The organism is Bradyrhizobium glycinis, from assembly GCF_016031655.1.
GTDB lineage: Bacteria > Pseudomonadota > Alphaproteobacteria > Rhizobiales > Xanthobacteraceae > Bradyrhizobium > Bradyrhizobium glycinis.
Window position 1 is genome coordinate 34288 of the sequence record NZ_JACCHQ010000035.1, and the last position, 20181, is coordinate 54468.

Annotated in this window: 17 protein-coding genes; 10 read left to right on the forward strand and 7 right to left on the reverse strand. The window is 63.9% G+C overall.

The features are described from left to right. The first annotated feature begins 25 nt into the window (after positions 1-25). From HZZ16_RS33010 to HZZ16_RS33050, 9 genes are all read left to right on the forward strand, one after another. Complete coding sequence (locus tag HZZ16_RS33010; RefSeq protein ID WP_197954488.1) at positions 26-1288, forward strand: D-alanyl-D-alanine carboxypeptidase family protein; 1263 nt, start codon at positions 26-28, stop codon at positions 1286-1288. A gap of 2 nt (positions 1289-1290) precedes the next feature. Then, on the forward strand, positions 1291-1977 hold the full coding sequence (gene tmk / locus HZZ16_RS33015; protein WP_197954497.1) for a dTMP kinase: 687 nt from the start codon (positions 1291-1293) through the stop codon (positions 1975-1977). Beyond that, complete coding sequence (locus tag HZZ16_RS33020) at positions 1974-3020, forward strand: DNA polymerase III subunit delta' (RefSeq protein WP_197954499.1); 1047 nt, start codon at positions 1974-1976, stop codon at positions 3018-3020. The genes tmk and HZZ16_RS33020 overlap by 4 nt, the downstream gene beginning before the upstream one ends. Before the next feature lie 46 nt (positions 3021-3066). Then, on the forward strand, positions 3067-5022 hold the full coding sequence (gene metG, locus HZZ16_RS33025) for a methionine--tRNA ligase (RefSeq protein ID WP_197954501.1): 1956 nt from the start codon (positions 3067-3069) through the stop codon (positions 5020-5022). Between the two features lie 13 nt (positions 5023-5035). Next, a complete protein-coding gene (locus HZZ16_RS33030; protein WP_197954503.1) occupies positions 5036-5812 on the forward strand; it encodes a TatD family hydrolase in 777 nt (258 codons plus the stop codon). 13 nt (positions 5813-5825) lie between these two features. Next, the gene (locus HZZ16_RS33035) at positions 5826-6623 is read left to right on the forward strand and encodes an MBL fold metallo-hydrolase (protein ID WP_028179866.1); all 798 of its coding nucleotides are present in this window, start codon (positions 5826-5828) and stop codon (positions 6621-6623) included. Positions 6624-6784: 161 nt separating this feature from the next. Beyond that, positions 6785-7378, forward strand: coding sequence for a TRAP transporter small permease (locus HZZ16_RS33040; RefSeq protein ID WP_197954505.1), 594 nt, complete (start codon positions 6785-6787; stop codon positions 7376-7378). 2 nt (positions 7379-7380) lie between these two features. Continuing rightward, complete coding sequence (locus HZZ16_RS33045; RefSeq protein WP_197954507.1) at positions 7381-8694, forward strand: TRAP transporter large permease; 1314 nt, start codon at positions 7381-7383, stop codon at positions 8692-8694. Between the two features lie 39 nt (positions 8695-8733). After that, positions 8734-9711: a TRAP transporter substrate-binding protein gene (locus tag HZZ16_RS33050; protein WP_197954510.1), complete on the forward strand. Its 978-nt coding sequence runs from the start codon at positions 8734-8736 to the stop codon at positions 9709-9711. A 54-nt stretch (positions 9712-9765) separates the two neighbouring features. On the opposite strand, the gene HZZ16_RS33055 is transcribed toward HZZ16_RS33050, so the two are convergent. From HZZ16_RS33055 to HZZ16_RS33065, 3 genes are read right to left on the reverse strand one after another with little or no spacing between them, the layout of a single operon-like run. After that, the gene (locus tag HZZ16_RS33055) at positions 9766-11427 is read right to left on the reverse strand and encodes an acyl-CoA synthetase (RefSeq protein WP_197954512.1); all 1662 of its coding nucleotides are present in this window, start codon (positions 11425-11427) and stop codon (positions 9766-9768) included. A gap of 21 nt (positions 11428-11448) precedes the next feature. Continuing rightward, on the reverse strand, positions 11449-13338 hold the full coding sequence (locus tag HZZ16_RS33060; RefSeq protein WP_197954513.1) for a TRAP transporter large permease: 1890 nt from the start codon (positions 13336-13338) through the stop codon (positions 11449-11451). 15 nt (positions 13339-13353) lie between these two features. Next, the gene (locus HZZ16_RS33065; RefSeq protein WP_197954514.1) at positions 13354-14385 is read right to left on the reverse strand and encodes a TRAP transporter substrate-binding protein; all 1032 of its coding nucleotides are present in this window, start codon (positions 14383-14385) and stop codon (positions 13354-13356) included. Between the two features lie 325 nt (positions 14386-14710). On the opposite strand from HZZ16_RS33065, the gene HZZ16_RS33070 reads away from it, so the two are divergent. Beyond that, positions 14711-15292 carry a M24 family metallopeptidase gene (locus HZZ16_RS33070; protein ID WP_246510602.1) on the forward strand — a complete coding sequence of 194 codons (582 nt, stop codon included), beginning with the start codon at positions 14711-14713 and terminating at the stop codon, positions 15290-15292. Here HZZ16_RS33070 and HZZ16_RS33075 read toward each other — a convergent pair. The 4 genes from HZZ16_RS33075 to fsrB all read right to left on the reverse strand — a co-directional run bounded on the left by HZZ16_RS33075 (position 15193) and on the right by fsrB (position 20181). Next, positions 15193-17043: a patatin-like phospholipase family protein gene (locus tag HZZ16_RS33075; RefSeq protein WP_197954515.1), complete on the reverse strand. Its 1851-nt coding sequence runs from the start codon at positions 17041-17043 to the stop codon at positions 15193-15195. The genes HZZ16_RS33070 and HZZ16_RS33075 overlap by 100 nt on opposite strands. A 33-nt stretch (positions 17044-17076) precedes the next feature. After that, on the reverse strand, positions 17077-17772 hold the full coding sequence (locus HZZ16_RS33080; RefSeq protein ID WP_197954516.1) for a DUF4956 domain-containing protein: 696 nt from the start codon (positions 17770-17772) through the stop codon (positions 17077-17079). Positions 17773-17973: 201 nt separating this feature from the next. After that, a complete protein-coding gene (locus tag HZZ16_RS33085; protein ID WP_197954517.1) occupies positions 17974-18801 on the reverse strand; it encodes a hypothetical protein in 828 nt (275 codons plus the stop codon). 87 nt (positions 18802-18888) lie between these two features. Next, entirely contained in the window at positions 18889-20181 is a 1293-nt protein-coding gene (fsrB, locus tag HZZ16_RS33090; protein ID WP_197954518.1) for a siderophore utilization protein FsrB, read from the reverse strand.

Below are 20181 nucleotides of genomic sequence, written 5' to 3' on the forward strand. Positions count from 1 at the left end.
AGAACGCCTCTCTCAGGGCTTCGCCATGGCACTTCGTCTTCCTTTGGTTCGTGGCAACTGGCTCACCGCCGGAACGCTGGCGCGCGGGCTGATCGCGGCTGTTTTGGTGGCTAGCATCGGCTGGGGCGGGACGCTCTATGCGGCCAACCAGAGCGTCCAGGGCGCCAAGAAAGCGGAAGATACCGGCTTCGACGGCGATGCCCCGACCGCGATCCTGATCGAAGCCTCCTCTGGCAGCGTGCTGTTCGAGAAGAACGCCGACGAGCTGCGCGCGCCTTCGAGCATGATGAAGCTGATGATCGCGGAGGTCGTCTTCAATGCGGTCAAGAAAGGCGACATCAAGCTGACCGACGAGTATCGGATCAGCGAGAACGCCTGGCGCAGGGGCGGGGCCCCCTCGGGCGGCTCGACCATGTTCGCCGCCATCAACAGCAAGGTCTCGGTCGACGATCTCCTGCGCGGCGCGATCATCCAGAGCGGCAACGACGCCTGCATCGCGCTGGCCGAAGCCATGGCAGGCAATGAGCGGATCTTTGCCGCCGACTTCATGACCAAGCGCGCCCGCGAGCTTGGCATGACCAAGTCGACCTTCGCCAATTCCAACGGCCTGCCCGATCCCGGCAACAAGATGACGGTGCGCGAACTCGGCATGCTCGCCCGGCACATCATCCTGGACTTCCCCGAATTCTACAAACTGTTCGGCGAGAAGGAGTTCACCTGGAACAAGATCCGTCAGTTCAACCGCAATCCGCTGCTCAATTCGATGGAAGGCGCTGACGGTCTGAAGACCGGCTACACCAAGGAAGGCGGCTACGGCATGGTCGGCTCCGCCGTGCAGAACGGCACGCGGCTGATCGTCGTCGTCAACGGCCTTGACGATCCCGAGGACCGCGCCACGGAAGCCAAGAAGATGCTGGAATGGGGTTTTCGCAATTTCGAGACCCGCACCCTGCTCGCGGCCGAGCAGCCCGTCGGCTACGCCAAGGTGTTCGGCGGCGAGAGCCGGTCGGTCAAGCTCGTCGCCAAGACTCCTGTGAAGGTGATGGTGCACAAGAACGGCAGCGACAAGCTGATTGCGCGCATCGTCTATAGCGGCCCGGTGCGTGCGCCGGTCGAGGCCGGCCAGCAGGTGGGCGTGGTCAGGGTCTGGCGCAGCGGCAACATCGCGGTCGAGACGCCGGTCTATGCCGCCGAGGCGATCGGCACCGGCTCGACCATGCGCCGCGCCATCGACGGCGCCAGCGAGCTCGTGATCGGCATGTTCCGTGCAGGTGCCGAGAAGCTCTGATCATGAGTGAGAGCGCGGCACAGCGGCCGTCCGGACGCGGACGCTTTATCACCTTTGAAGGCGGCGAGGGCACGGGCAAGTCGACCCAGATCAAGAAGCTCGCCGATCGCCTCACGGCGGCCAAGCTGCGCATCCGGGTCACGCGTGAGCCAGGCGGCTCGCCGGGCGCGGAGATCATGCGCCATCTGGTGCTGTCGGGCATGGGCAAGCTGCTCGGCCCCGAAGCCGAGACGCTGCTGTTTGCCGCTGCGCGCGACGACCATGTCCGCACCGTGATTCAGCCGGCATTGAGCCAGGGCGTCTGGGTGCTGTGCGACCGCTTCGCCGATTCGACGCGGGCCTATCAGGGTAGCCTCGGCCGCGTGCCAGAAGGCCTGATCAACGCCATGCAGCGGGTCACGATCGGCGATCTCAAACCGGACCTCACTATCATCCTCGACTTGCCGGTCGAGATTGGCCTGCAACGCGCCGCCGCGCGCCGCGGCAGCGGCACGCCTGATAGGTTCGAGGCCGAGAAGCTCAGCTTCCACCAGGGCCTGCGCGAGGCCTATCGCAGGATCGCAGCGGGGGATCCTGCGCGCTGCGTGCTGATCGACGCCAATTCCGATCCGGACACGGTTGCCGCGCGCGTCTGGACGGCGTTGCGCGAGCGCCTGCTGCCAACGCCTGCGTCAGTGGTGTCGGTATGAGCCCGCGTCAGGCCGAGCGCGAAACCGCCATGCCGCATCCGCGCGAGACGTCGCAGCTGTTCGGCCATCGCGAGGCGGAGGCCGCGCTGCTCGATGCCTATCGCAGCGGACGCATTCCGCACGCCTGGCTGATCGGCGGGCCGCAAGGGATCGGCAAGGCCACGCTGGCCTATCGCATGGCGCGCTTCGTGCTCGCCCACGCGCAGCCGCTGGCGCCGGCTGTGCAGCGCGCCGAAAGCCTGGCGATCGATCCCGACGACGCCGTGGCGCGGCAGGTGGCGGCCGGCTCGCATGGTGGCCTGCTGACGCTCGAGCGCACTGCCAACGAGCGCGGCGTGATGCGCACGGTGATCACCGTTGACGAGACGCGCGAGACGATCGCGTTCTTCGGCTCGACCGCGGCGGCCGAGGGCTGGCGCGTCTGCATCGTCGACACCGTCGACGAGCTCAATCCGAACGCGGCCAACGCGCTTCTGAAGATTCTTGAGGAGCCGCCGCAGCAATCGCTGTTCCTGCTGGTGAGCCACGCACCCGCACGGGTGCTCGCCACGATCCAGTCGCGCTGCCGCAAGCTGCGCCTGCGGCCGCTCGCTACGAACGATGTGATCGGCGCTGCGGCTTCAGCGGCCGAGCTCGATCCGAACGATCCTGCTCTGCGCGAGGTGGCCGAGGCCTCCGAGGGCAGTGTCGCACGGGCGCTGACGTTGCTCGGCGGCGACGCCCTGAAGCTTCAGCAGCGCACGGCGGCGCTGCTCGCGCGCCTGCCGCAGGTCGATCCGCGCGAATTGCACACGCTCGGCGATTCGCTTGGCACCAGCGACCGCGTGGCGCTTGCGGCTTTCATCGATGGCATCGACCGCTGGATTGCGGAGCGCCTGCATGCGGATGAGGCCAATGCCAACCAGAACCTGCCGCGTCTTGCGCGCTTAAGCGAGGTATGGGAAAAGATCGTCCGCGCCGCGCGCGATACCGAAACCTACAATCTGGAGCGAAAGCCCTTGGTTTTCTCGGTGTTCGGCTGGCTGGCGGACGCAACGCGCTAGGCGCCGAGCCGTTTCCAAATTCGAGAAGCCGGTAAAGGAATTCGTGGTGGCAACGCGAGCTAAGAAATCCGTCAAACGCAAGAGCGGCAAGAAGGCTGCGAAGAAGGCCGTCAAGAAAGCCGCGACAAAGGCCAAGGCGCGCGCGGCCAAAGCTGCCAAGAGCAACAAGAAAGCCGGCGCCAAGAAGGCGGTGAAGAAGGCCGCTGCGAAGACGTCCAGGAAAACCGGCAAGAAGGCCGCGAAGAAGCAGGCCGTCGCCAAGAAAGCGGTGAAGAGAGCTGCCAAAGAGCCGGCCAAGGCTCCGGCGAAGAAGGTCGCGAAAAGGGCAGCTGCGCCTGCCGTGAGCGACGCGCCGGCTCCCGTCGTCACGCCTGTGAAGCCACCGGCGAAGCCAAAGGCTCCGCGTTCGCCGAAGCCCGTCGCTTCGCCGCAAGCTGCCGCGCCTGCGGTCGCCGCAGCGCGCGACAACATCTTCTACATCACCACCGCGATCGCCTATCCCAACGGCAGCCCGCATATCGGGCATGCCTATGAGGCGATCGCGACCGACGCGCTGGCGCGCTTTGCGCGGCTCGATGGCAAGGATGTGTTCTTTTTGACCGGCACCGACGAGCACGGTCAGAAGATGATTCAGACGGCGGCGAGCGAAGGCATGTCCACCGCCGCGCTCGCGACACGCAACGCCGGCCGGTTCAAGGAGATGGACGAGCGCCTGGACGTGTCGTTCGACCGCTTCATCCGCACCACCGAGGAACAGCATCACCGCTCCAGCCAGGAGATCTGGCGCCGCATGGAAGCGAATGGCGATATCTACGCCGACACCTATTCGGGCTGGTACTCGGTCCGTGACGAAGCCTATTACGCCGAGGACGAGACGCGCGTGAACGATGACGGCGTGCGGCTCGGGCCACAGGGCACGCCGGTCGAATGGGTGGAGGAGAAGAGCTATTTCTTCCGCCTGTCGGCGTACCAGGACAAGCTGCTCAAGCTCTATGCGGATCAGCCCGATTTCATCGGGCCGGATTCCCGCAAGAACGAGGTGGTGAGCTTCGTCAAGGGCGGCCTGCGCGATCTCTCGATCTCGCGCACCACGTTCGATTGGGGCGTGAAGGTGCCCGGCGACGAAGAGCACGTGATGTATGTCTGGGTCGATGCGCTGACCAACTACATCACCGGCGTCGGTTTCCCCGATGAGAGCGACAAGAATTGGCGCTATTGGCCGGCCGACGTGCACGTCATCGGCAAGGACATCATCCGCTTCCATGCGGTGTATTGGCCGGCCTTCCTCTTGTCGGCGGGCATCCCGCTGCCGAAGCGGGTCTATGCCCACGGCTTCCTGTTCAACAGGGGCGAGAAGATGTCGAAGTCGGTCGGCAATGTCGTCGATCCCTTCAACCTTGCCGACCAATACGGCGTCGACCAGATGCGCTATTTCTTCCTGCGCGAGGTGCCGTTCGGCCAGGACGGCAATTACAATCACGAGGCCATCGTCGCGCGCATCAATGCCGATCTCGCCAACGATCTCGGCAATCTCGCGCAGCGCTCGCTGTCAATGATCGCAAAGCAGCTCGGCGGCGTGCTGCCCGAGCCCGGCGAGTTCAGCGACAACGACAAGGCGATCCTGACGATGGCCGACGGCATGATCGCGGCCTCGCGTGAGGCCATGGCGACGCAGCAGATCCATCAATGGCTCAACGCCGTCTGGGCCGTGGTCGCGGAGGCGAACCGCTATTTTGCGGGTGAAGCGCCGTGGGCGCTCGCCAAGACGGATCCGGCCAGGCAGAAGACGGTGCTCTACGTCACCGCCGAAGTCGTGCGTCAGATCGCGATCCTGGCTCAGCCCGCGATGCCGACCGCTTCCAGCAAGCTGCTCGACAGCCTCGGCATTCCCGAATCCGAACGTAATTTTGCGATGCTCGGCGGCGCAAAGCGCATCGCGCCCGGTTCGACGCTGCCGGCGCCGACGCCCGCGTTCCCGCGCTACGTCGAGCCGGCGGCCTGAAGGCGTTCGGACGATGCTGATCGACAGTCATTGCCATCTGGATTTTCCGGACTTTGCGGAAGATCTCGACGGGATCGTGTCGCGAGCGCGCGCGGCCGGAGTCGCGCGCATGGTCACGATTTCGACGCGGGTGCGGCGGCTGCAGGACCTGCTCGCCATCGCCGAGCGCTATGACGACGTCTATTGCTCGGTCGGCACCCATCCGCACCATGCGGACGAGGAGGACGGCATCGCGCCGGACGAGCTGATTGCGCTGACCCAGCATCCCAAGGTCGTCGCACTTGGCGAGGCCGGGCTCGACTATTTCTACGACAACGGCTCGCCGGAAGCGCAGGCGAGGGGCTTTCGCGCCCACATCGCCGCCGCCCGCGCCACCGGCCTGCCGCTGGTGATTCATACCCGCGAGGCGGACGAAGATTGCGCGCGCATCCTGGAAGAGGAGGCCGGACGCGGATCGTTTCGCGCTGTCCTGCATTGTTACACCGGCGGGCGCGAGCTGGCGCTGAAGGCGGTGTCGCTCGGGCTCTATATCGGCTTCACGGGAATCCTGACCTTCAAGAAATCGGAGGCCTTGCGCGCGATCGCAGCCGAACTGCCGCCCGACCGTATTCTGGTTGAAACAGACTCGCCTTATCTTGCGCCCGGCAAGTTTCGTGGCAAGCGCAACGAGCCGGCCTATGTGGTCGAGGTCGCAAAGGTGCTCGCCGAGACGCGCGGCGTGTCCCTTGACGAGATATCTCGCCAGACCAGCGAAAACTTCTTCCGCCTGTTCTCGAAGGTGAAAGCTTGAGACTGGGAGCCACATGACGCTAACGCTGACGATCCTGGGCTGCGGCTCCTCCGCCGGCGTGCCGCGCCCGGCACTCGGCTGGGGCGCCTGCGATCCGAACAATCCGAAGAACCGCCGCCGCCGCTGCTCGCTGCTGGTCGAACGGACGTCCGAGCACGGCACGACACGCATCGTGATCGACACCTCGCCGGACCTGCGCGAGCAATTGCTCTCGACCAATGTCGACCACATCGACGCGGTGTTCCTGACGCACGAGCATGCCGACCAGACTCACGGCATGGATGATTTGCGCTCGGTCGTCATGCACATGCGCCGGCGCATTCCGACCTATTTCAACCAGTCGACCGCCAAGGACATCCTGTCGCGGTTCTCCTATTGCTTCATCTCGCCCGAGGGCAGCGACTATCCACCGATCCTGACGCGGCATTCGATCGAGGCGGGAGAAAGCCAGACCATTCTGGGGAAGGGCGGCGCGGTGACGATGACCGCCTTTCTGGTGCAGCACGGCAACATTCCCGCGCTCGGCTACCGCATCGGGGATGCGGCCTATACGCCTGATCTCAACGATATCCCGCGCGAGAGCTGGGGGGCGCTGGAAAATCTCGACCTCTGGATCGTCGACGGCCTGCGCTACACCAGTCACGTCAGCCATTTCAGCATCAACGATGCGCTGTCCTGGATCGAGCGCTTCAAGCCGAAGCGCGCGGTCATCACCAACATGACCGCCGACGTCGATTACGAGGTCATCCGGCAGTCGCTGCCCGCGGGCGTGGTGCCGGCCTATGACGGGCTGCGGCTGGAGACGCACTAAACCCGCGGTGGAAATTCCACTGCCAGCCGGCATAGACCTTGCTTGCTTCGGCCCCATCATGTTGATCTAACGTCTGAAAGACAGGCGCTGGGCAGGGCGATATTCAAACGGGACCGGCACTACCCAAGTGCGATCGGTCGGTCGAATCGCCTCGTGTGAGGATGGGGATCGCATTGGCAGAGGATGATGTAGCGACTCAAGGACGGGTGCGACGCGCTCTGGACCTCCTTTATCTCGGCGCGGGCTATGCCGCGGGCGTCTTCCTGGTCGCGATCTTCGCAATCATGATGGTGATGTCGGTCGGGCGCCAGTTTGCGCTCAACATTCCCGCCGGCGATGATTTTGCGTCGTGGTGCATGGCCGCGATGGCGTTCCTCGGCCTTGCTCACACCTTCAAGCGCGGAGAGATGATCCGCGTCGGCCTGCTGCTTGAGCGTCTGCACGGACGGACCAAGCAGATCGCGGAGATCGTGGCGCTCGGTATTGCCGCCGCCTTCATTCTCTACTTCACCCGTCATGCGGTGCAGATGACCTACGATTCCTGGCGCTTCAACGACGTGGCGCAGGGCGTCGTCGCGCTTCCGCTCTGGATTCCCCAGCTCGGCTTTGCCGGTGGCCTCGTGATCCTTTCGATTGCGCTGATCGACGAGATGGTTAACGTCATCGGCGGCAACCGTCCGAGCTACGAGAAGGGCTCGCCCGACGAAACTCCGGAAGAGTTCGTCGAACGCATCTCGCAGGGTGGTGGGGGCTGACCATGGCCAATCTCGGCATGATCGAGCTGTCGTTCGTCCTGCTCGGCGTCATGATCCTGCTGCTGGGAAGCGGCGTCTGGATCGCGGTCTCGCTCGGGTTGGTCGGCTTCGTGGCGATGGCGCTCACCACGAGCCTGCCGCTTGGCACGGTGCTTGCGACCACCACCTGGAGTGCGAGCTCATCCTGGACGCTGGCGGCGCTGCCGTTGTTCATCTGGATGGGAGAGATTCTCTTCCGCACCAAATTGTCGGAGGAAATGTTCCGCGGCCTGTCTCCCTGGGTGCAGTGGCTGCCGGGACGCCTGACACATGTGAACGTGATCGGCTGCGGCATCTTCGCGGCAGTGTCGGGCTCGTCGGCGGCGACCTGCGCGACGATCGGCAAGATCGCGCTGCCGGAGCTCGACAAGCGCGGCTACGACAAGGGCCTGAGCCTCGGATCGCTGGCGGGCTCGGGCACGCTCGGCCTGCTGATCCCGCCGTCGATTCCAATGGTGGTCTATGCCGTCACGGCGAACGTCTCCGTGCTTCAAGTGTTTCTCGGCGGCTTCCTGCCGGGACTGCTCGTGATCGTGCTCTATTCCGGCTACATCATCATCTGGTCGCTGCTTAACCCGAACAAGGTTCCGCCGCGCGATCCGCCGATGCCGCTCCGGCAGAAGCTGCGCGAGTCCGCCAAGCTCGCGCCCTGCCTGCTGCTGATCCTGGCGGTGTTCCTGTCGCTCGTTCTCGGCTTTGCAACGGCGACGGAATGCGCGGCCTGGGGCGTTTCCGGCGCGCTGCTGCTGGCTTGGTGGAGCGGCACGCTCACGCGCAAGAACTTCCTCGAGAGCATCATGAGCGCGACGCGGCTGACCTGCATGATCATGCTGATCCTGGCAGGCGCGGCCTACACCACGGCTGCGATGGCCTATACGGGCATTCCGGCCGCGCTCGCCACCTGGGTCCAGGGCCAGCAGCTCACACCGAGCATGCTCGCGCTGTATCTGAGCATCATGTACATCATCCTGGGATGCCTGATCGACGGCATCTCGATGATCGTTCTGACTGCCGTCATCGTGCTGCCCATGGTCAAGCAGGCCGGCCTCGACCTGGTCTGGTTCGGGGTCTATCTGATCATCCACGTCGAAATGGCGCAGATCACCCCGCCAGTGGGGTTCAACCTGTTCGTGCTCCAGAACATGAGCGGCCGCGATACCTTCACGGTTGCGCGGGCGGCGTTTCCGTTCTTCGTGCTATTGCTCGCAGCGGTCTTTATCATCACGGAGTATCCGCAGATCGTGATGTTCCTGCCGAAGCTCGCTTTCCCAGACTGAGCGTACCCGTTCTCTAGATCGACTGTGAGGAGAAGCCCGATGATGTCTCGTTTATTCCACGCATCCTTGATCGCCGGCGTCGTGCTGGCCGCGACACCTGCCTTGGCTCAGACCAAATGGAATCTGCCTGCAGCGTATCCTGCGGATAACCCGCACTCCGAAAATCTGCTCGCGTTCGCCAAGGACGTCGAAGCCGCCACCTCGGGCAAGCTCCAGATCACGGTTCATCCGGGCGCCTCGCTGTTCAAGGCGCCCGACATCAAGCGCGCCGTGGTGACCGGGCAGGCGCAGATGGGTGAGGTGCTGCTGTCGATCCACGAGAACGAAGACCCGATCTTCGGCGTCGACGTCGTGCCGTTCCTCGCGACCAGCTTCCCGGAGGCGATGAAGCTGTATCAGGCCTCCAAGCCTGCGATCGCCAAGAAGCTCGATGCGCAAGGTCTCAAGCTGCTGTTCGTGGTGCCGTGGGCACCGCAGGGCGTCTACGTCAACAAACCGCTGGCGACGATCGAGGACATGAAAGGTCTGAAGTGGCGCGCCTACAATGTCGGGACCGCACGGATCGGCGAACTGGTCGGCGCGCAATCCGTCACGATCCAGGCCGCGGAACTGCCGCAGGCACTGGCGACCGGCGTGGTGAACTCCTTCATGTCGTCGGGCGGCACCGGCTACGATTCGAAGGCCTGGGAGTCGCTCAAATACTTCTATGACGTGCAGGCCTGGATTCCGAAGAACTACACCTTCGTCAACAAGGCTGCGTTCGAGGCGCTCGACAAGCCGACCCAGGAAGCCATCCTGAAGGCGGCCGCCACCGCGGAGACGCGCGGCTGGAAGGCGTGGGAAGAGAAGGCCAATTGGTACCTCGATCAGCTCAAGGCCAAAGGCATGACTGTCGAGCCGCCGAGCCCCGCTCTCAAGGCCGGCTTCCAGAAGATCGGCGACCAGCTCACGGCCGACTGGCTCAAGAAGGCAGGGGCCGACGGTCAGGCGGTGGTCGACGCCTACAAAAAGATGTGAGGATGAGAGAGCTTCCGCCCGCCATGCGCGGGCGGAAGCTTCTTTGGCCGCTGTTCAGGCCGAAATCGCCTTCACCGAGCCGACTTCGTTGCGCAGCAGGAACTTCTGGATCTTGCCCGTGGACGTCTTCGGGATCGGCCCGAACACGACTGCCTTCGGCGTCTTGAAGCCGCTCATGTGCGAACGGCAGAAGGCGATGATGTCGGCTTCGCTGGCGCTGGCGCCCTCTTTCAGTTCGACGAAGGCGCAGGGCACTTCACCCCATTTGGGATCGGGTTTTGCCACCACGGCTGCGAACAGCACGGCCGGGTGCTTGTAGAGGACGTCCTCGACCTCGACCGAGGAGATGTTCTCGCCGCCTGAGATGATGATGTCCTTGGAGCGATCCTTGATGATGACGTAGCCGTGCTCGTCGAGCACGCCGAGATCGCCAGTGTGAAACCAGCCGCCTTCGAAGGCTTCCTTGGTCGCCTTATCGTTCTTCAGGTAGCCCTTCATCACGATGTTGCCGCGGAACATGACCTCGCCGATGGTCTCGCCGTCGCGCGGCACCTCCTGCATGGTTTGCGGATTGATCACGGTGACGGCTTCCTGGAGCGGGTAGGGCACACCCTGCCGGCGCTTCATGCGCGCGCGCTCGGCAGGCGGAAGCTCGTCCCAGCCGGGCTGCTCGGCGCAGACCGAGGCGGGCCCGTAGACCTCGGTCAGGCCGTACACATGCGTTAGCTTGATCCCGATGCTCTCGGCGCCTTCCAGCACCGCGACCGGCGGCGCAGCACCCGCGATCAGGCCGACGACGCGGCGGGCGGCATTGCCGGTTGATGTTTCCTTGGGTGCATCGGGAGCGTTGATCAGCGTGTTGTAGACGATCGGCGCGCCGCACATATGGGTGACGCCGTGGCTCTTGATCAGCTCGAAGATCCTGGTCGGCTCGACCTTGCGCAGGCAGACATTGATGCCGGCAGCCGCCGCAATGGTCCAGGGAAAGCACCAGCCGTTGCAGTGGAACATCGGCAGCGTCCAGAGATAGACCGGATGCTGGCCGAGATTGCCGGCGAGGATATTGCTGACGGCGTTCAGATAGGCGCCGCGATGGTGGGTGACGACGCCCTTGGGATTGCCTGTCGTGCCCGAGGTGTAGCTCAGCGCAATCGCGTCCCATTCATCGCCTGGCACGATCGGCGCGAAGCCGGGATCGCCTTGCGCGACGGCTGCCTCATATTCGATCTCGCCGATGCGCTTGCCGCCTTTGAACGATGCGTCGTCGACGTCGACCACCAGCGGCTTGGGGCCGGTCATCTGCGCCAGCGCGTCGCTGATGACGCCTGAAAATTCTGGATCGACCAGGATGATCTTGGCGCCGCCGTGGTCGAGCTGGAACGCGATCGACGGCGCATCGAGGCGGATGTTGAGCGCGTTTAGCACGGCGCCGGTCATGGGCACGGCGAAGTGCGCCTCGTTCATCGCGGGAATGTTGGGCAGCATCGCCGCGACGGTGTCGCCGATACCGATGCCCCTACCTGCGAGCCAGGAGGCAAACCGCCGGCAGCGCTCATAGGTCTGCGCCCAGGTGAAGCTGCGGCCCTCATAAACGGTGCTGACGTGTTCGGGATAGACCGCCGCGCTGCGCGCAAGGAAGCTCAGCGGGCTCAGCGGCACATAATTGGCTCGCGTCTTGTCGAGGCCGATATGGTACGGGTTCTGTCGCTCACTCATCGACACCCTCCTTAAACCGCGTCAAAGAAATCCGATCGAGATCCAGGGGAAGATCGCGACGATGATCAATCCCACCAGCAGCGCCAGCAGATAACCCCAGATCGGCCTGATGCCTTCGGCCGGATCGACGCGTCCGATGGCGCAGGCGGCATAATAGCCGACGCCGAAGGGCGGAGCGAATAGCCCGATACCCATGGCCAGAATGATCACCATGGCGTAGTGCACCTCGTGCACGCCGACGGCGCGGGCGATCGGAAACAGCAGCGGTCCGAACAGCACGATCGCCGGGATGCCCTCCAGCACGCTGCCGAGGATGGTGAAGGCCAGGATCGACACGGCGATGAAGGTCGCAGCCCCGCCCGGCAATCCCGTCATGGCCGCAGCCAGCGAGCGCGAGAAGCCGGATTGGGTCAGGCCCCAGGCCATGCCCGTCGCCGTGCCGATGATCAGGAGGATCGCGCCCGACAGCGCGGCGGTCTCGACCAGCATCGGAAACAGCCGCCGCCAGTCGAAGCGGCGGTAGACCAGGAGGCCGACAAGAGCGCCGTAGACGATGCCGATGGTGGACACTTCGGTCGCGGTCGCGATGCCCTCGACCACGGCATAGCGGATCACGAAAGGCAGCGCGAGCGCGGGCAGGGCGATGACGAACGTCTTGCCGATCTCGGACGCCGAGGCGCGGCGGACATGGCTCATGTCCTCGTGGCGGTAGCGCCACCACACCAGCATGCAGAGCGTGACCGCGAGCACGACGCCGGGCAGCAGGCCGCCGGTGAAGAGGGCGGCAATCGAGACGCCCGTGACCGAGCCGATCGTGATCAGCACGAGGCTGGGCGGGATCGTCTCGGTCTGGGCGCCCGTGGCCGCCAGCAGCGCGACGAGGTCGCCGGGCTTGGCGCCGCGCTCTTTCATCTCCGGGAACAGCACGGGCGCGACCGCGGCCATGTCGGCAGCCTTGGCGCCGGAGATGCCGGAGACCAGGTACATGGCGCCGACCAGCACGTAATGCAGGCCGCCCCTGATATGGCCGAGCAGGCTTGCCAGGAACGCCACCATGGCCCGCGCCATGCCGGTCATCTCGATCAGTAGGCCCAGGAACACGAACAGCGGCACGGAAAGCAGGATGAGGTGGCTCATGCCCTCGTCCATCCGCCCGACCAGCACCATGACCGGCGTGCGCGTGGTCAGCGCGAGATAGCCGAAGATGGCGAGGCCAAAACCGAACGCAATGGGAACGCCTGCGAAGACGCAGAAGCCGGCGACGCCGACGAAGAAGATGACGAGGTTGAGATTGCCGAGAGGTCGCAGCAACGGCTCGGCCAGCCAGAACAGGCCGATCACGACCGCAACCGACAGCACGGCGGCCGCAACCATTCGGTGGTCGGCCGCGCGCACGAGCCGCAGCAAGGCAAAGGCCGCCATCAAGCCGATGCCGGCCGGCAGCGCAGCGGCGCGCCACATGTTGGAGATCTGCAGCGCCGGCGTCGTAATGTAGCTTTCTTCATAGGCGTAGTCGCAGGCCGGCCAGACGATCAGGATCAGGAACGCCAGGGCCGCGGAGGTCGCGACCAGATCGAGATAGGCCCGCATCGCCGGCCTGGCGCTGGCGACGACCGCGGTCATGCGCATGTGCTCGGAGCGGCGGAACGCGACCGCCGCGCCCAGCATGGCGAGCCACAGGAACAGGATCGAGGCGAGCTCGTCCGACCAGATCAGCGGCCGGTGCAGGCCGTAGCGCGCGACCACGCCGGCAAACAGGATCACGATCTCGGCGACCACCAAAATCGCCGTCGGGATTTCGACTACGAGGCCGAGCACGCGCTCGACTGAGGCCAGCAACGAAGGTCGACGAGGGGACTGCAACGTCACCTCGCCCACCACTTCGGTCACCTCGATCTCGACATGAGCCATGCTGGCCCCAACGCGCTACGACAGCTTGCCGACGGCCTTTTCTAGGAGCTCCCAGGCCTGATCGCCATATTTGCCCTTCCATTCGGCGTAGAAGCCGGCGGAGCGCAGCTTGTCGCGGAACGGCGCGACGGCCGGCTGGTTGAAGGTCAGGCCCTTGCCCGCGAGCTCCTGCTGCAGGTTGGCATTCAGCTTGGCGGTATCTTCACGCTCCTTGACGGCGGCGGCATTGATGTTCTTGGCGACGACGGTGCGCACGTCCTGCGGCAGCTTTTCCCAGGCTCTGCGGTTGGCCAGGAACCAGAACCCGTCCCACATGTGGTTGGTCAGCGAGCAGTACTTCTGCACCTCGTAGAGCTTGGCGGTCGAGATGATGGCCAGCGGGTTCTCCTGGCCCTCGACGATCTTGGTCTGGAGCGCGGAATAAACCTCGCTGAAATTGATCGAGGCGGGCGCGGCATCGAACGCCTTGAACATCGAGGTCCATAGCGGCGACACCGGCACGCGGATCTTGAAACCCTTGAGGTCGTCAGGCCCGGCGATCGGCTTGGTCGACGACGTGGTCTGGCGGAAGCCGTTGTCCCAGATCTTGTCCATGACCTCCAGGCCGGCCTTCTTGATCTCGCCGCGGACATGGGCGCCGAGATCGCCGTCCATGGCCTTCCAGACCGTGTCGTAGTCCGGGAACGCGAAGCCGATGCCGTTGATGGACGCCGCCGGCACCAGTGTCGACAGGATCAGGCCGGACAGCGTGAAGAACTCGACGCCGCCGGAGCGGATCTGGCTCAGCATGTCGGTGTCGGAGCCGAGCTGGTTGTTCGGGAAGATCTGCAGGTCGAACTTGCCGCCTGTCTCGGTCTTGATCGCCGCCGCCATCTCCTTGGCGCGGACGTTGAGCGGATGGGTGTCGGGCAGGTTATTGGCGTACTTGTAGGTGAACTCGGCGCTCTGGGCGTGGGCCACATGAGGCGCACCAAGGCCGCCCAGGGCCGCGGTCGCGGCGGAGGCCTTGAGAAGCGTGCGTCGGGAAAAGCGCGTGGAAAGGACCATGGGTCTGCTTCCTCGGAAGGTTTGTTGTTGTTCTGAGATGCAAACCTATACGGACGGTCCGCCTCAAGGTCATCTGCGATCTCGCGGAAGCCTCGCTTATTGCAGCCGGACAAGGTCACGGCAATATCGGCTTTCGGCACACGAGACCCGACTTAAAATCTGCAAAACAACCCCATGCACAGTAGCCGTCGAAAGCTCGGTCCACGTCCAGGCGCTGGCCGCGACCAGCGTCCGAGTGGAGATGCGATGGCAGGAGTTTCAGCTAAATTATTGATCTGACTGTATATAAAAATATTCCATAATATACCTTATGCGAATTATGATAATGGCGAGACGCCCTGAGCGATATATCGGCGACGTCGCGCGCATGGCCGTGCTGGGCGAGCCCAACGGTGAACTGAAGGATTGCCTGGCCGCGATCGAGGCCGTCCAGCGCGCCGCTTTCGCCGCGGTCCGGCCGGGCGCCATGGGCGGCGACATCTGCGTCGCGGCCGAGCGGCAGCTTGCCCAGATCAGCCAGCGCGACTGTACTGATTTCCTGGCCCACGGCATGGGCCTCGTCAGCCACGAGGCCCCTCGCCTGACCGCCAAGGGTCCCGTTCGCTACGAGGACACCGACGCGCGCCAGCCGCTTGAACCACGCACGGTGATCTCGATCGAGACCACCATGAAGCATGCGAGGCGTGGCTTCATCAAGCTCGAGGATACGGTCGCAGTGACACCGACGGGCTATGAGACTTTGGGGACGGCGGTCGCGGGTGGAATGCTGGCGGCAGCGGGCCCGCGTAGCTGTACGGTCGAACTGGTCTACCGGCTGATCCAGACTTGCAGCGTGTTGGCTGCAACGCGTGGGTCCCTCTCGGCTCGGATGGGCCGCGTTGTCTGGATCGACTTGCCAAGCTCCTGAGCCAGCAGAGTCGCGGCCTGATCGTCATCACCGGAATAGCGGATCTCATTTAGGCCAGCGGCAGCTGGCGTGCGTTGGAGATTGCCCAGGACACGCCAGCCCAAACCAACGAGTTTGTCCCTCACCCCGTTGATCTCGTCGCGCGTGATGACACCAGCGAATTGAACGAACAGCGCATAGTCGGAGCGTCGTATCTTTGACGCTGTATCCGGTGCCGTCCCGGGTGTCATGGTAGGATTGGGCGTAGGCGTTGGGCTGGGTGCGGTCGTGGAGCTAGGTGTAGCTGTGGGGCTGGGCGTGGGCTGCAAATTCGGAGGGTTGTCCTGCTTCGCCCCTGGGGGCGCTGCCTGTGCTTGCCTCGCAAGTGCATCCGCCTGAGACACAGCAACCCGAGCCTGATCGATCAGTACGGTCGCCTCAGCGGATTGCTGCTCGACCGCCGCGCTGCGGACCCACAGGACGGCGGGTGCGGCGCTGACGAGAATCAAGATCCAGGCGATGAGTGCGAAACTCGCCCAGTCTCGGCCATTGAAAATGCCGATGCTCCTGACATCCGCGCGGTGCAGGCGTTGCAGGTCCGCCTTGGTGGCCTCGCCGTCGTATTGTCGCCATGAGGCCGGGCTGCCCGGCCGATTTGCTGGCATGTGGCCGTCTAGCGCATCGCTGCAGACCTCGTAACCAAAACGGATCAGAAGATCGGTCTCGATTGGCGAGAACACATCGAGGTCAGTTCGTATCTTTGCAATTCGCCTTTGCAGATCGACGGGAAGCAGATCAGCCTTATCTCGAGATTTGGATATTGGAAGATGGATCGTTCGCGACCTGCTCGTCGTGACGGCCGCGAGCACCCTTTCGTCGAGGCGCTTCATCAGGATATCGGTCGCCCTTATCGTCCGAGAGACGATCCAGGAGAATTGACGCTTGACGTCCCAGTCGAAACTGGCTCCCGCATCGCTGAGAATGAGCCAGTGCGGTTGGTCGTCTTCTCCGAACTTCGTACGCGAAAATTTCTCGAAACCGAGATTGTCAAACACCCCGCCGTCGGAGAGGTAATCGGGCTCCAGCGGCATTTCCGCTTCACTGGCGCCCAGCGTCTTACGGGTGATCGGCACGGGTGGAAAAAGCGGTGGAAACGCTGAGGAGGCTGTCACCGCGAGCGATAGGGGAATGATTGTACTTGGAATCAGCCGCGGATCGCCGCCGTCGTCCATCCAAAATCCTTTGCGCGAAAACGAGCATAGGTTCCCCGTCGTGAAGCTCGTCGCGAGAATGTGGATGTCAGGCTGTGGGGGCTTTGTGGAGCGGCCGAGATCGGCCAGGCTCTTCTCGTTATAGAGCCGGCTGTACTCACGTTCGAGTAGGTCTGTCCGACCAAACTTTCCCATGATCCGCAGGAATGGAAACGTGCATCCCAACAACCAGCGGCGCACGACCCTGCCCCGTAGGTCTCTGGCGCCGAAGGCCCGCAGCTCCTGCTCCATGTCAGCGTAATCTTGGTCGCTTCCGTTGTATTTGTCCCAGTTCAGCACCAGATGGGCGCCGAGGATGCTGCCGCCGGACACCGAATAGATTTGCTTGACCCGGGCAAGCAGTCCGCGTGCACGCAAAGCACGGATCACGCCGAGATGGAAAAAAGTGGCCCGCAGGCCGCCTCCGGAGAAGCAAAGCCCGATCCGGTCAGGAGCTTGGCCCGGCTTAAGCGGCGCGCCGGCAATGACGGCTTCTGCGCCCAGCAACTGCTGATCAGACATGGTCACCCCCTGCGATCATCGTTCCCGCAAGAATCAATCCCCGTCCCGTTCCGGGCCTCTTCCACGCTGCAGGCGAATGACGTTGACCTCCGAGGTTCCTGGTATGGCGCGAAGGACCGCAGCGATGGTCGGGATATCTTGGCCGGCAGCAGCGACAATCTCAAACGCATAGGTCGTGCCGCGATCAGGCGTGTGCCGCAAAGACACGGAATTGACGCGTTCGGCAACGCCTCTCAGGACGGTTTCGTACTGTGCGAACGTATCTTCGGCGCCCGTCGCCTTGACGCGCAGCGAGGGCGCGCGCGGTGTGCCGAACTTTATGCGCTCTAGTACGATCAGGAGCATCAGCACGAATATGCATCCTACAGCGGTCAGGACGAGCTGACCGCCTCCGATGCCCACGCCTGTCACGATCGATATGAAGACGAAGGTGAACTCTCGCGTGTCACGGACGATAGTCCGGAATCGGATGAGGCCCAGAAGGCCGATCAACGCGAAAGCGAATCCCTCGCTCATGGCCCGGTTGGCGTTGTCGAGCGCCGTGGCCGAGCGGATCGTGTGCATCACCAGCGCTGTCAGAGGCACAATGACCACGCAGGCGTGAACGAACGAGGCCGAGAGCAACATCCCGCGGTAACCACGCGCGTAAGCAAAGCCGATCAGCAGACCAAGCGCTATCGACAGGACCGTGGCGCTGAGGACGTACTCGATCTGTGGAGTCATGGCCATTTGTGCTCCCAGACAACAGTCGACTGCGACATTAAGGATGATTGTTCATTCAAAGACTAGCGGTCAAGTTGTACGGCGGAGGAACATCTAAGAGACGTGCAGAAGACCTACGTCGGTGCGCTTTGATAATTGGCTGAGCGTGATTTCTTCGTGAAATCGCCGTGCGCTTTGCCGATGAAGCCCTTTGGGCGCCGCCCATGTCTACCGCAGCGGCAGCAGGTCCAGCTGCGCCTGCGCCTTCTTGACCGCGGCCGCATACCAGCTCTGGCTGGGGGCTTCCTTGGCGAAGCACGCCGTGAAGGCGGTCATTGCCTTGTCTTCGCGGGTCATCTCGCCGCGTGGGGCCTTCTTGTCGACGCGCTTTGCCATCATCTGCTTCCAGATCTTCTCGCAGGGCGGGATCGGTGCGGTCTTCACGGCCTCTCTTGCCGCGAGGAAATAGACCCTGTCGCCCTGGATCGCGACGACGTCGATTTCGTCCGGCGGACCCTTGAGGTCGCCATTGCCGCGCACGCCGAGCACAGCGGCTGCGGCGCTCGCCCTTGCCGGCTTGGTGATCGGCAGCTCCGCATAGATCGCGAAGGCGGCGTCCTGGATGGCATAATAATAGAAGCGGTCGGATTTCAACGCGGCGCCGCTCTCCTGCGGCATGCCATCCTCGCGATGCTCGCCCAGCCAGTGCTTGAGCAGCCCGGTCGTGGTCACCACGGCCTGCATCTTGTCGCCCTCTGACGTGAAGCTCAGCCCATCGAGATGGCCGAAGCCGATGTCGTTCTTGAACAGCGTATCGACGTTCGACTTGCCCTCGGCCGGGAGCCCCTTGATCGCGACCGGACCGATCAGACCACGCAGCACGCCAGTCAGCTCCTTCACGGCCGCATCGTGTTGCTTATAGATCTCGTCGCTCTCCTTGGCGTTCGAGAATTTCGCGATGTAGCGGTCGCGCAGGTCGAGATAGTGTTGCTCGGGCGCAGCCGCCTTGGCGGGCGCGGCCAGGACGAGCAGGCAGAGCAAGGCAAGCAATCTCATTGCAATTCCGGAAGACTGGAGAGCGATCTCCCGTCTTTGTGCCGGCGCCGCGTGCCAAGGTTCATCCGTTGGCGGAACGCGGGTGCCCTACTCTGCCGGCGTAAGTTGCTCCCGGTTCAGCCGCAGGGCCGCCGTCTCGCGCACGCGAACCCGGGCGCGGCGCTTGCGCCACCAGATCACGACGCCGGTGACCGACAGCGCGGCGACTACGAGGCCCATCACCGAGATCAGGATGCGCCCGAACAGTCCGACGATGCGGCCCGAATGCAGCGGAAACTGTGCCTGCACGAAGATATCGGCGGCGGTACCGACCCAGGGCAGTCGCTCGCCAATGGGGCGGCCGTCTTCGCTGTCGTAATAGAGCTGCGCCGGGCCGACGCCGCCGGCGCCGTGATCATCGCCGGGGTGGAAGAAGGCTGCGGCATAGACGCCATGGGCCGGGCCGTAATTGATCGAGCCGACGGGGACCGTCCATCCACGCGTCTTGCCGTCGGCCGCGGCGCGCGCCGCGATGTCGGCGAAGGTGACCTTGGGCTCGATGGGATCGTCGAGATCGCGATACGGCCGCTGCTCATAGGGAGTCGGGGTGTAGTTCGAGACCATCTTCATCAGCGGCGAGAACACCTCGAAATAGAGATTCAGCGAGAACGCGGTGAAGGCGATGATGAACAGCACGCCCCAGGTCCACAGGCTGAAGGCGCGGTGGATGTCGAAATTGATCCGGTAGGCGCTGCCCGAGGTCTTGATGGTCCAGGCCGGTGCCCAGCGCGCCCAGAAACCGCGCTCGAGCTGGCGCGCGACTTCAGGCGGCCGCGCCGCCCTGGCGCGCCGACGTGAGGGCAGCGTCAGGTAGAAGCCGACGAAGCAATCGATGGTCCAGATGATGGCGATGATGCCGAGCACGCGCATGCCCCAGCGGTCGCTGCCCCAGAATTCCGGGATGTGCATCGTGTAGTGCAGCTTGTAGAGAAACGAGACGAAATTCTCGCGCGTGACGGGCCACACCGCGCCCCAATAGCGCCGGCCAAGCTCCGCGCCGCTGTTGGGATCGAGGAAGACCTGATTGTAGTCGAGCGGGTAACGCTTGCCCGTCGCGGGATCGATCCGCGGCATGACGAAGAACCACAGCGAGTGACCCTCTTCCGGCGTCATGAAGAGGTAGACGACGCGCGCGCGGGGATCACGCTGCTCGATCATCTTGGCGAGCTCGATCGAAGGAATGGCCGGGCCCTTCGTCGAGACATCGAACAGATGGCTGTTCAGGACGTCATCGATCTCGTGATCCCAGGAGATGATCGCGCCGGTGATGCCGGAGAAGAACAGGAATCCGGCCGTGAGCAATCCCGCCCAGCGATGCAGCCTGCCGAATATCGCTCTCAT

Excerpts from the sequence above, each read along its gene's own strand:
- HZZ16_RS33060 (WP_197954513.1), bottom strand. The coding sequence starts at position 13,338 with ATGGCTCATGTCGAGATCGAGGTGACCGAAGTGGTGGGCGAGGTGACG.
- HZZ16_RS33035 (WP_028179866.1), top strand. The coding sequence starts at position 5,826 with ATGACGCTAACGCTGACGATCCTGGGCTGCGGCTCCTCCGCCGGCGTG.
- HZZ16_RS33080 (WP_197954516.1), bottom strand. The coding sequence starts at position 17,772 with ATGGCCATGACTCCACAGATCGAGTACGTCCTCAGCGCCACGGTCCTG.
- HZZ16_RS33040 (WP_197954505.1), top strand. The coding sequence starts at position 6,785 with ATGGGGATCGCATTGGCAGAGGATGATGTAGCGACTCAAGGACGGGTG.
- HZZ16_RS33050 (WP_197954510.1), top strand. The coding sequence starts at position 8,734 with ATGATGTCTCGTTTATTCCACGCATCCTTGATCGCCGGCGTCGTGCTG.
- HZZ16_RS33010 (WP_197954488.1), top strand. The coding sequence starts at position 26 with ATGGCACTTCGTCTTCCTTTGGTTCGTGGCAACTGGCTCACCGCCGGA.
- HZZ16_RS33075 (WP_197954515.1), bottom strand. The coding sequence starts at position 17,043 with ATGTCTGATCAGCAGTTGCTGGGCGCAGAAGCCGTCATTGCCGGCGCG.
- HZZ16_RS33045 (WP_197954507.1), top strand. The coding sequence starts at position 7,381 with ATGGCCAATCTCGGCATGATCGAGCTGTCGTTCGTCCTGCTCGGCGTC.
- HZZ16_RS33085 (WP_197954517.1), bottom strand. The coding sequence starts at position 18,801 with ATGAGATTGCTTGCCTTGCTCTGCCTGCTCGTCCTGGCCGCGCCCGCC.
- HZZ16_RS33055 (WP_197954512.1), bottom strand. The coding sequence starts at position 11,427 with ATGAGTGAGCGACAGAACCCGTACCATATCGGCCTCGACAAGACGCGA.
- fsrB (WP_197954518.1), bottom strand. The coding sequence starts at position 20,181 with ATGAGAGCGATATTCGGCAGGCTGCATCGCTGGGCGGGATTGCTCACG.
- HZZ16_RS33020 (WP_197954499.1), top strand. The coding sequence starts at position 1,974 with ATGAGCCCGCGTCAGGCCGAGCGCGAAACCGCCATGCCGCATCCGCGC.
- HZZ16_RS33065 (WP_197954514.1), bottom strand. The coding sequence starts at position 14,385 with ATGGTCCTTTCCACGCGCTTTTCCCGACGCACGCTTCTCAAGGCCTCC.
- tmk (WP_197954497.1), top strand. The coding sequence starts at position 1,291 with ATGAGTGAGAGCGCGGCACAGCGGCCGTCCGGACGCGGACGCTTTATC.
- HZZ16_RS33030 (WP_197954503.1), top strand. The coding sequence starts at position 5,036 with ATGCTGATCGACAGTCATTGCCATCTGGATTTTCCGGACTTTGCGGAA.
- HZZ16_RS33070 (WP_246510602.1), top strand. The coding sequence starts at position 14,711 with ATGGCGAGACGCCCTGAGCGATATATCGGCGACGTCGCGCGCATGGCC.